We start from the raw sequence: 11,138 nt of genomic DNA on the forward strand, positions 1-11,138 counted from the left end.
CGACTCCCATTTAGCTGGGAATCGATACCTCACCGACCAATGGCACAATCCCAAACGCTCCCGCGCCCGATCCGTGCCATCGGCTACGCCGATACTCCGTTTTCGGACTTGGGCCCGGCGCCACGCAAAGCGTAGCGCCGGGCCCAACCAGAGGAGATGTCTCCTAAGAGACATTGACGATGGGCGGGAGCATTCCCTTGCCTCAAATCAGCCAGGGTTACGATCCGAGTTTCGCGTGGATTTCATCCAAGTCGATCTCACCCACCGGCATCTTGTTTGCCGGGTTCTCGAAATCGTATTTGAACAGCTCGAAATCCTGTTTGTAGATCTCATAGACCAGATGCATCGAAAGATCGTCGAAATAGCCCTCGACAGGGTGAGCGCGCTTGGGCCCGTGGCCTTCGGATTCATTGAACCTTGGGATCTCAGATAGGGTCACGGGATGCGCGGTCTCGATATGGTTCAAAACATCCTGCATTCCGTCGTTGAACTTCTCAGTCCAGAAAATGTTGTCATAGCGCCCGCCATTAACCACAAAGGTCGACACATGCCCCGACATGGCCGACCAGTGGATATCCGGGTCCATCGGCCTGCGCCACCGGATCGTATCCCGCGCAAACAGAAGGAAGCGGCGGAAACTGGCGATCTGGTCGAACTCACCCTTTCCATCGTCGCCGCCAACCTCGATACCGTAGTTATAAACCAGCGTCGGCACCAGCTTGCCTCGGTACCGCTTGCCGTTGCGCTGAATACCGCAGATCTTGTCGAAGAAAGAGCTGAGGATCCGCGTATAGGGATTGCGCACACAGGTGAACGCATAAGACCCGTGATTGCGCACATTAGCCGAGATCGTGCCCTGGCTGTGGTCAAAGGCCCATTTATGCATCCCGTCCTTGGCATCATGAATGTCGCCATCAAAAAACCGGCCATGATCGGAATAATACATGATCTGGCCAATGGTCGAGCAGGCACATTTAGGCACAACACGGTACACCATGCTTTCGCTTTCGGTCATCCAGGTGCCGGGGAACCCCATCTGCTATGCCTCCTCAAAATCTCGGAACTTGTTACGCGCAAGTCGTTTTACAAGCAAAGAACCAAAACTATTCGGTTTATTCAATCGCTCATCCTCAGTATCACGAGTGCAAGCGGGCAGAAACGGAAATAGCGGACCAACATGGCGAAGATTGCCTACATATTGCTGTGTCACAAGGACCCCGACGCGATCATCGCGCAGGCTGAGCAATTGACCGCCGTCGGCGATTATATGGCAATCCATTTCGATGCACGGGCCAAAGCGTCGGACTATGACCGCATTCGTGCAACCCTGAAGGACAACCCGAACGTCACCTTCGCCGCCAAACGCATCAAATGCGGCTGGGGTGAGTGGTCTCTGGTGCAGGCAACTCTGCACGCCTTGCAAGCAGCCGAAAGCGCCTTTCCGCGTGCCACACATTTCTACATGTTGTCGGGCGATTGCATGGCCATCAAAACGGCAGAATACGCCCATAACTTTCTGGACGAACACGACACGGATTTCATCGAAAGCCACGACTTTTTTGCCAGCAACTGGATTAAGACCGGCATGAAAGAAGACCGGCTGATCTACCGCCATTACTTCAACGAACGCACGCAGCCCAAACGGTTCTATACCTCTTACGAGTTGCAAAAACGCTTCAACGTCACACGCAACATCCCCGACGATATTCAGGTGATGATCGGCAGCCAGTGGTGGTGCCTGCGCCGCCGCACGGTCGAGATGATTCTGGATTTCCTGAAACAACGGCGCGATGTGGTCCGGTTCTTCTCCACCACCTGGATTCCCGACGAGACCTTCTTTCAGACGCTGGTCCGGCACCTGATCCCGAAGAACGAGATTGAAAACCGCACGCTAACCTTCCTGATGTTCTCGGACTACGGCATGCCGGTGACCTTCTACAATGATCACTTCGACATGTTGCTGGGGCAGAATTACCTGTTTGCGCGCAAGATCAGCCCCGAAGCGCATGAGCTGAAAGAGCGTCTCGGAACCCTCTACGCCAGTACTGGTGTCGATTTCCCGATCTCGGATGAGGGGCGCAACCTCTATGCCTTCCTTGCCGGGCGCGGGCGTGTAGGCCGCCGGTTCGGCCAGCGGTTCTGGGAGGCCGGGAATACGTTTGGCCCGGAACGAGAGCTGTTTCTTATCGTCTGCAAGAAGTGGCATGTTGCAAAGCGGCTGGTGGATCAGATCGCTTCGGTCACCGACATTCCTTGCGTCGAATATCTGTTCAACGAGCAGGACACTCCGCTGCCTGATCTGGGCGGGATCGAGACGACCCTGACCAAACGTTCACGCCACAGGCGGGCCGTTGTGCGCATGCTGTTTGATCATTTCGGATCGAACCAACTGGCGCTTTGCCTCGATCCAGCCAATCTGGACGCCATTCAGGATTTCTGCGGCGACGCCGCCAAGACCCATGTATTGGAAATCGAGTGTCAGTATTCCGACGATTACCTGATCGGCCATGCGCGCCGTGTCGGCCTGGCAGGTGAAAACAGCCCATCCGAGACCGTCGCACGCCTGTTGCCCACCCTGCGCAATGATCTGGAACACGAGTCCGAGGAAATCCGCAAGGCCGGGATTGATGGCTATCTGCGCCTGCGCGAGACATCGGATCGGGCCGAGAATGAGGCCGCAATCACCAAGTTCCTTGGGGTGAAAACCGAGACAGCCCAATCCATCATGAAACTGGACTACCTGTTTTCAGATTGACGGCCCGGCGGCGTGACCCCGCCGCCGGACGAGTGTTCAGATGTCGAACTTCACGCCTTGCGCCAGCGGCAGCTCTGCCGAATAGTTCACCGTGTTGGTTTGACGGCGCATATAGGCCTTCCACGCGTCCGAGCCGCTTTCGCGCCCGCCGCCGGTTTCCTTTTCACCACCGAAGGCGCCACCGATCTCGGCGCCGGACGGGCCGATATTGACGTTGGCGATACCGCAATCCGATCCGGCGGCTGTCAGGAACTGCTCGGCCTCGCGCATGTTCAGGGTGAAGACGCATGAGGACAGGCCCTGCGGCACACCGTTCTGAAGCTCGATGGCATCGTCGAAATCGTCATAGCCCATGACATACAGGATCGGCGCGAAGGTCTCAGTTTTTACCGTTGCTGTCTGGCCGGGCATCTCAACAATGGCAGGCTCCATATAGACGCCGCCCGGCACGCCGTCGGTGACGCGCTTTCCACCAAAGACCACGCCGCCTTCGGCTTCAGCCGCCTTCAGCGCCGCTGTCATCGCCGCGCCCGAGGCCTCATCGACCAGTGGGCCGATCAACGTGCCCTCGGCCATCGGATCACCAATGGGCAATCCGGCATAGGCTTTCTTCAGACGTGCGACCAGCTCATCCTTGATCGAGTTTTGGACGATCAAGCGGCGCAGTGTCGTGCAGCGCTGACCCGCCGTTCCAACCGCCGAGAAGACAATCGCCCGCACCGCCATTTCCAGATCAGCCGACGGACCGACAATCATCGCGTTGTTCCCGCCAAGCTCCAGAATGCACTTGCCGAACCGCGCCGCCACAATCGGCGCAACCGCGCGACCCATACGCGTCGAGCCGGTGGCCGAGATCACTGGCACGTCTTCGCTGGCCACCAGAGCTTCACCCAGAGCAGCGCCGCCAATCAGCGTTTGCAGCAGGTGGTCGGGCGCATCCTCAAACCGGGCCAGCGCACGTTCAAAGATCTTCTGGCAAGCCATCGCGGTCAGAGGCGTCTTTTCAGACGGTTTCCAGATCACCGGATCGCCGCAGACAAGCGCCAGCGCCGCGTTCCACGACCAGACCGCGACCGGGAAATTGAAAGCAGAGATCACGCCGACCGGACCTGCCGGGTGCCATGTCTCCATCATCCGGTGGCCGGGACGTTCCGAGGCAATGGTCAGACCGTAAAGCTGCCGCGACAGGCCAACGGCAAAGTCACAGATATCGATCATCTCCTGCACCTCGCCCAGACCTTCCGAGGTGATCTTGCCCGCCTCCCAGCTGACCAAAGCGCCCAGATCGTCCTTGGCGGCGCGCAATTCCTCACCCAGCAGGCGGATCAGTTCCCCCCGCCGCGGGGCAGGCACTGTGCGCCACGCTTTGAAGGCCGTTTTGGCGTTGGCCAGAATGGCCTCCATGTCAGAGGCCGGTGTTTCATGCACGTCAGCCAGGGTGCGCCCGTCGATCGGAGACCTTACCGCCAACGTTCCGCCTGTCAGCTCCGCTGCGGTCAGATCGAGGTTTGCCAGAGTGGTTTCTGCAGTCATCACAACGTCTTTCATCTTTTACGCCGCCTTGTTCTGTGGGGTTACGTCGCCCGCCCGATAGAGCCGGCCAAATTCGGTATTGAGGAAATCGGACAGCTTCACCTGCTCCTGCCGGACAAAGCCGGTCGAAGGCAGAACGCCCGTACGCATCAGATCAACCACGCCGAGTACGCCCGCTGCAGTGGTGACCTGAATGGCGCTCCAGACTTGTCCGTTGATCTCACGCGCGAAACTTTTATTGATCAGGGATTTTTCGCGCAGGGCACCGTCGATCTTGCCCTTGGCAGTACAGTAGACAAGCACCACATCCTGATCCGTGCGCGGCAGGGCGGCCTCAAAAATCTCTTTCAGAAGATCGCGGCGTTGACCCAGCCCCAGATCGTTCAAGAGCAGTTTCAGGATATCGCAATGACCCGGATAGCGGATCGAGCGGTAGGACACCGCCCGCGCCTTGCCCTCAAGGGTTTCGGGAAGGGTTCCAAGGCCGCCTGAGGTGTTGAAACACTCATACTCCACCCCGTCATGGCCCAGGACCTCATAGTCCTCCAGCGGAGCGGTCTTCACCCGCTCGCCGTTCACGATGGCATCGCACGGGTTGCAGTATTCGTTGATCAGCCCATCGGTCGACCAGGTCAGGTTGTATTTCAAAGCGTTGGTCGGAAAGAGAGGCAAGGCCCCGACCCGCATATGCAGGCTGTCGATTTCATCAAACTCAGCTGCCAAGGAGGCCCCCGCGATGCCGACAAAGCCGGGTGCCAACCCGCATTGGGGCATGAATGCGGTCTTGCTGTTTTCTGCCAAATCACGCACGGCATTGGTCGCCGCGACATCCTCGGTCAAGTCGAAATAATGTGCTCCGGCCTGCTGGGCGGCTTGCGCGATGTTCGGTGTCAAAAAGAACGGAGCGGCCGAAATCACCGCGTCAAACGTCTTCAGCCCTTGCGCCAGACCTTCAATATCCGAGGCATCAATCTGCTTGGTCACCACACCCAATTTGGCAATATCGCCCAAGGCCCTAAGGTCATGATCCGCAACCGTAACGCTGTAGTTCGGCGACCCTTTCAACAGCGTGGCAATCATCTGCCCAATCTTGCCAGCCCCTACGATGCAAATATTCCAACCCATAACGCGCCTCCTCCCTCTGATTTTCAATCCAGAGTGGCGGAGAACATCGTCATTTCGCAGGGGCTAAATTGACGATTTAACGGGTGATTTCGTCATTTTACCGGGTGTTTTCTCTTTTTGACGAAACACGTTTTGGACATAGGTCGCGAAGCTGTCATCAAAAGCAGAGACGCGTTCATTATCCGAAGGCAGGGCCTGGCGTCAAAATCCGGCCGTGCGCTCAATCAACCAATACATCGACACGGAACCAATGCCATAGGCAGCAACGATCGTGGCCTTTTGGCCCAGTGGCAACGCTACCTGCCGCCATACTGCAACCACAAGGGCCAAAGCCCCAATGAAACACAGCTGCCCAGCTTCAACGCCAAGGTTGAACGCCAGCAGGGCCGCAGGAATGTCGTTCGCAGGCAGACCGATATCCGCCAGAGCGCCAGCAAAGCCCAGCCCGTGCAAAAGTCCGAAGCCGAAGCAGACGATCCATGGTTTCTCCTTTGACAGCCGGAACCTGCCTTTGCCATCCTTTGCAATCTCCATCGCCAGAAAAACGATCGAGAGCGCTATGACAGCTTCGACTGGTGGCCCAGGAACGTTCAGAACGCCAAAGGTTGCAAGCGCCAAAGTGATCGAGTGCGCCAGGGTAAACGCGGTGACGGCCCCGACCAGCCGCCAGCGATCACGGACCAGAATAAACAAGGCAAGGACAAACAGAAGATGGTCCCAGCCTTCCAGGATATGCTCGAACCCCAAGACGGAATATGCGGCCAGAACAGACCATGTTGACTGTGCCATCGGCATGGTCTGGACGGCAGCATCCGGCGTGAAACGAAGGGTCAGCGGTTCTGACTGAAACGGATGCAGGCGCACCAGAACATCGTTGTTTTGGGTCTCCAAGCCCTCAATCGCGATGGGCTGACCGGCAATATCCAAGTTGCATTCTGTGACCCACGACGAGACCCATGCCCTGTTGTCGGCCACCGGGTCTGGCCCTCGTGCCGGGGCGCAGACTTCGGGCAAAACAGCGTCAATCGCCATCGGTTGGCCATTCACATCCGGTTTGCGCCAATGAACGCTCCAACTATCTGATGCGATTTGGCGTATTTCCAGATATCCGGGATCAAGCGCATGCGCAGTTGCCCTGTCTGCCGTGAATAAAAACAGCAGCAAGATCAGAAAAGAGAGTGCCGCCTTCATTCAGAAAGCTCCGCAACACTCGGAACGATGATTTCGTAGCCTTGGGCCAGTGTTTCATATTGCGCCTGGGCCAAATCCTCGCTTGTCGCGCGCAGCCAGTCGCGCAAAACAACCTCGTGAATCTCTTCCAATGGCGGGTTCTGACTGGGTTCAATCTCAAGGACCTTGACCAGATGAACACCGTAGCCCGACAGAACCGGACCGGCCCATTCCCCTTCTGCGAGGGGTGTCAAACCATCCGAGAACCCATTTCCGTAAACCGAGTCGACAACCCGTGTGGCTGACAACGGCATCGACGCGGGCAAAAGGGTCGATCTGCTGAGATCGGCCGGTTCTTGCTGCGCACGCAACGCGTCCAAGGCCCGTTCGACTTCGCCATCAGCGGGGTTTTCGCCCAGAAAGACCTGCGCGAAAGCAATCTTTTGAGGTGTCGCGTATTGATCCAGATTTTGCTGACGAAACGCCTCTAGCACTTCGTCTTCCGGAACAACTGATGCGGCAATGGCTTCGGTCAGAAAGCCCATCTTTTGGCTGAGTCGAGACCGGATGACCGTGTCACCTCGATCAAGACCAAGCTTCTTTGCTTCACGCACCAGAACCTCTTCCCGGATTGAGGCGTCGACCAAGGCTTGCAGCTCGGCCGCGTTGGGTGGGCGTTTCCAGCGGGCTTCGAACTGTTCAGACAGCAGCGTTACGTCCTGCTCGGTGATTTCTATCCTTTCACTGTCTACGGCTGCTTCGGATTCCGGAGAAACGATGTGGAACCAGATGAATATGGCCGCTCCGATCAGGAAGAAATGGAACAGCGGTTCTTTTAGCAAACGCATGAAGGCTCCTGCGGGAAATGCACTCAGGTTCTGACCGTCGATTTTGGAAACGGTTTGCACACAAATCTAAGCCCGGCCTGCGGTGAGGCGCAAGGAAACCGCCGGAGTGATATTCCGTGCTCCGGCGGTCGGCTGAGTTTTCAAGACAGCTCACTCGGACGGCGTATACCAAATCGGCGAGGAATAGGCGCGCTCCTGATGTGTCAGGATCGCGTCTTCGGGCAATTCGGCCCCGAACCGAAGTTTGTCATACAGGATCCAGCGCGGGGTGGGGATTTCGATGGCCCGGACATAGTAGAAGGCACGCTCATTCGGGTCGAAATCAGGATCGGACCAAACGGTGACCAGTTCCGCCGTGCCGATTGTGTTGGTCCAGCTGGCGGTATCAACGTCAACCGTATTTCCAACCGCAGGGATCTTGCCATTCCCGTCCGCTACGCGATCGTCCGACCACGCTACATCATAGACTTTTTCCTGCATGGCGCCTTCGGGATCCAGCCACCCTTTGACCACCTGCACGCGATCAAGATTGGCACCAACCGGGTCACGCAGCGCCGCGATCAGGAAGGACGGAGCCCCATCCCCTTCGCGCGGACGCAGGTCGGATCCCATTGGGACACCCTTGGTGTAACCGACATCCGCAAGGAAGCGGGTTTCTACATCCGCGTCACTGAAATCCCATCCGCCAAAGAACCGTAGGCCAATACGGGGGCCGGTTGTGGCATATGTCTCGCGCCGCTTGAACGCGTCAAAAATCGCTGCGCGTGTGTTTTCGGTCGCCCAAACGGCCGTGTACCCGGACGCCACAAGCAGATCGCCAGGGATTTCGCCAAGGTCATTGGCAATGAACGGATGCTTGATCCTCGATGCCGAAGGCTCGACACTGACGGACTTGCCGAAGAAGTTGTCCTCCTCCGCGGTGGCCAAAGAGGTATGACTGTCTGTCGCCCCTCCCATTCCGAACTTGTAAGGGTTCACGCCGAACTTTTCTTCCAGCATCAAACCGCGTTTCAGCGCTTCGCGGGCGTATTCTCCGGCCAGCATGTCATCGGTTTTCAACTCGGTGATATCAAGATTGCCTACGTCCCAGTTTTCGTAATCTGCAAATTCGTCATCGGGGCTAAGGAAGGGGTGCGCTTCGCCGTCACCCTTGATTTGCGTGACCTCATAGTGTGGCTCCCATTTCGCACGGGCTGCGACGTAGTCCTCGTCGACCTTGCCGCCGTGATAAGTATCTTCTGTCGGAAACATCCAACCATTCGACAGGTTGCCGTTATGGGCAAAGGCCACAGCCCGGCCACCGGTTTTTTCCTGATACTCCTCCAACCACGCATAGAGCGACTTGGGGTCCGTATCACCATAGGGCGGTTGCGTGACCGGGGGCACCATCTGAAGTGCCCGGATGGGACCATCCCGCAGCATGACATTGCGGTGCAGGTTGAATCCCTTCGGGACCGAGGTCCACTCAAACCCGATGAAGGCCGTGAACTCGCCGGGGTCGTTGTGCCGCTCAGCGGCGAGAACAATATGTTCCCACGTAAACGCAAATGCGTCTGCGCCCGGGCTGTAGGATTCCAGAAGCACCTCGGGCAATGTCATCTGCGAAAAATTGGTGATGATATCAAAGGCCGTTTTTCCAGCCTCTTCTCCTCCGGCCTTGTAGCCTTCGTACCATTCCAAGCCTTTGGGATCAGACAGAACGCCCGGCTTACCAGCCTGAAGGTCGGGGGCAAAGCCCATCAGGTCAGTATGGTCCGTCAGGACCATCCAATCCAGCGGTCGTGAAAGCCGGACAGGTTGACCTGTAGAAGAGATGACTTGCTCTCCCTTGGCAAAGCGCCAGGCCTCATCGGGCAGCAATGTGTTGCCAAACGCACCGGCATCCAGCGATAGCCCCGTGTGAAGATGCGTATCCCCCCAAAGTGGACGTTCAGGGAAACTTCGGTTGGCGTAAGGTGAATACGGTTGGTCCTGGAACAAGCCTTCTGCGGCCTCTTCGCTTGGAACCGCGTCAGACAGAGCGCTCGTTGGTGCCAACACAAGCGAAACCAAACAGACGGATAGCCGAAACATATTCACCTCCCTATACAAAAAATGAAGTCAGGTACCTTCGGGCACACATGCGAACAACATATTAGAATTTACCTATATCATAGGTCTCTGCTTTCTTTGAAATTTTTTTGGAAAGCGTGCTTCAGTCTTAATTTGAACGTCCATCGCCGCCAGTTCGATCTGCTCTATGGCGCGCTTTGCTCCGGCCCTTCGCCAAACTGTTCAAGCGTTCCTTGTTGTTCGAAACCCAAGCAACACAAACACCGTTCGAACGCAGCTTAGTCAGATGCCACACCAGTCCCCAATGCCAGGTTGAGGGCAAACTGAGTGGCCGGGTCCGTATCAGCCCGGGCAAGCAAAGCCTCAAACTGCTGGTGTAACTGAGAACTCCTCCATTGCCGCGTTGCAATTGCAATCTGCAGGGCCAGGTCCGAGTCCGTTTCTAAAGCTTCCGAGAAAATCTGGATGATTTGAGGCTTGAATCTTGCCTGCGATTCACCGGCCTCAGCCAAAGCGCGAATAAGCGACTGTCTGTCGACCGACGTCTTTTGCCCGTCTTGCAGCGCCAATCCGATTGCGTTGATAGCGGCTTCCTCTTCCGCTTCTATACCGGCAAGTGCCCACTCATAAGAATGTAAGTCGCCCGAAGCCAGCACATCAGCGAAACGCGCCTTCACAATCGAGCGCGCCTGTGAATCTGTTTGCAGACCCAACAGGCGAATTGCGACGGATCTGTAGGGGAAGCGGTTCAAATCGTTGAAGTCCCTCAGAATCTGCCTTGTCGTAGACGTGTCACCGATTGGGCGCACAAGCTTGTAGGGTGCCCGCCCGATTTCTATCAGGGCCGCGTTATGAAGCGCGGTGTCCGGGTGCCACAGATATTCGGCAAAAAACTGAACACGGTCCTGAGTGTCCGTTTCGCCGTAGGTCCACAATGCACCGGTCGAGCGTAAGTCCTCAAAAAATTCAGCTCTGTTTGGGTCGACCAGAAAAATACGCCGCCACGCCTTCGAGAAGCTTCGATCAGTGCTTTCTTGATAATCCGGCCCGTAGGTCAACAAAACAGATCTTGTAGGATCCAAGCGAAAGGCGCGCCGTGTCACGCTATCAATGAGGAAGGGAATGTCCGGCACGTCGTCGAGGTTTTCCCATTGTCCTTTCAGAACCTCCTGCACACCGTATTTGAATGGATTTTCGGTCGAAGGACCAGCCAACACTATGAAGTCAGCCGACAGGATGTGATCTGCAAGCGATGCCTCGGGCCGCTCGATACAAACCCCACACGCGTGTCCGGCTCGCGGTTCAACAAGCCCGAAGATAGTCGCTAATATGATCAGAACTATTCTCAAGCTGCAGAAAAAACCCCTTAAACCAAGTGCAAAGCCCTGCACCATAGGATCAGAGTAGCAGCTAAGGATTTTTTATCCAGCCGGAGATTAGTCTGTGGATTTTTAGCTTTTTGTCTTTTTCAGCTACTACCCGGATCGAAACTGGCCAAAGTATGGGCCGGATCGTCGAACACAACAGTGTTGCCTATCTTTGCGGCCAGACATCGGACGCATCTTCATTTGCGGGTTGTTGTCTGAGATTCGATTGGTCTCTGACGATGGGACGTATGCGATTGAACTTGTTGGGGAACTGGCAGGTTTGCTTGC

8 protein-coding genes are annotated in these 11,138 nt (G+C 56.5%); 1 reads left to right on the forward strand and 7 read right to left on the reverse strand.

The annotated features are described in order from the left end of the window. Positions 1–217: 217 nt before the first annotated feature. Positions 218–1,036: a sulfotransferase family protein gene (locus ACR0JF_RS18300; protein WP_170661716.1), complete on the reverse strand. Its 819-nt coding sequence runs from the start codon at positions 1,034–1,036 to the stop codon at positions 218–220. A 141-nt stretch (positions 1,037–1,177) separates the two neighbouring features. On the opposite strand from ACR0JF_RS18300, the gene ACR0JF_RS18305 reads away from it, so the two are divergent. Beyond that, positions 1,178–2,755, forward strand: coding sequence for a DUF5928 domain-containing protein (locus ACR0JF_RS18305; protein ID WP_170661714.1), 1,578 nt, complete (start codon positions 1,178–1,180; stop codon positions 2,753–2,755). 36 nt (positions 2,756–2,791) lie between these two features. On the opposite strand, the gene amaB is transcribed toward ACR0JF_RS18305, so the two are convergent. From amaB to ACR0JF_RS18335, 6 genes are all read right to left on the reverse strand, one after another. Beyond that, the gene (gene amaB, locus ACR0JF_RS18310; protein WP_170662006.1) at positions 2,792–4,288 is read right to left on the reverse strand and encodes an L-piperidine-6-carboxylate dehydrogenase; all 1,497 of its coding nucleotides are present in this window, start codon (positions 4,286–4,288) and stop codon (positions 2,792–2,794) included. Between the two features lie 18 nt (positions 4,289–4,306). Next, positions 4,307–5,413, reverse strand: coding sequence for a saccharopine dehydrogenase NADP-binding domain-containing protein (locus ACR0JF_RS18315; protein ID WP_170661712.1), 1,107 nt, complete (start codon positions 5,411–5,413; stop codon positions 4,307–4,309). 201 nt (positions 5,414–5,614) lie between these two features. Continuing rightward, entirely contained in the window at positions 5,615–6,604 is a 990-nt protein-coding gene (locus ACR0JF_RS18320; RefSeq protein WP_170661710.1) for a HupE/UreJ family protein, read from the reverse strand. After that, positions 6,601–7,431: a peptidyl-prolyl cis-trans isomerase gene (locus tag ACR0JF_RS18325; protein WP_170661708.1), complete on the reverse strand. Its 831-nt coding sequence runs from the start codon at positions 7,429–7,431 to the stop codon at positions 6,601–6,603. The genes ACR0JF_RS18320 and ACR0JF_RS18325 overlap by 4 nt, the downstream gene beginning before the upstream one ends. A gap of 150 nt (positions 7,432–7,581) precedes the next feature. Next, positions 7,582–9,504 carry a DUF3604 domain-containing protein gene (locus ACR0JF_RS18330; RefSeq protein WP_170661705.1) on the reverse strand — a complete coding sequence of 641 codons (1,923 nt, stop codon included), beginning with the start codon at positions 9,502–9,504 and terminating at the stop codon, positions 7,582–7,584. Positions 9,505–9,761: 257 nt separating this feature from the next. Further along, positions 9,762–10,832 carry a hypothetical protein gene (locus ACR0JF_RS18335; protein ID WP_480669601.1) on the reverse strand — a complete coding sequence of 357 codons (1,071 nt, stop codon included), beginning with the start codon at positions 10,830–10,832 and terminating at the stop codon, positions 9,762–9,764. Positions 10,833–11,138 lie beyond the last annotated feature (306 nt).

It is taken from the genome of Ruegeria sp. BG11 (assembly GCF_056538565.1).

What these genes read in the sequence shown, in the direction of transcription:
- ACR0JF_RS18300 (WP_170661716.1), bottom strand. Translation starts at nt 1,036, where the DNA reads ATGGGGTTCCCCGGCACCTGGATGACCGAAAGCGAAAGCATGGTGTAC.
- ACR0JF_RS18305 (WP_170661714.1), top strand. Translation starts at nt 1,178, where the DNA reads ATGGCGAAGATTGCCTACATATTGCTGTGTCACAAGGACCCCGACGCG.
- amaB (WP_170662006.1), bottom strand. Translation starts at nt 4,288, where the DNA reads ATGACTGCAGAAACCACTCTGGCAAACCTCGATCTGACCGCAGCGGAG.
- ACR0JF_RS18315 (WP_170661712.1), bottom strand. Translation starts at nt 5,413, where the DNA reads ATGGGTTGGAATATTTGCATCGTAGGGGCTGGCAAGATTGGGCAGATG.
- ACR0JF_RS18320 (WP_170661710.1), bottom strand. Translation starts at nt 6,604, where the DNA reads ATGAAGGCGGCACTCTCTTTTCTGATCTTGCTGCTGTTTTTATTCACG.
- ACR0JF_RS18325 (WP_170661708.1), bottom strand. Translation starts at nt 7,431, where the DNA reads ATGCGTTTGCTAAAAGAACCGCTGTTCCATTTCTTCCTGATCGGAGCG.
- ACR0JF_RS18330 (WP_170661705.1), bottom strand. Translation starts at nt 9,504, where the DNA reads ATGTTTCGGCTATCCGTCTGTTTGGTTTCGCTTGTGTTGGCACCAACG.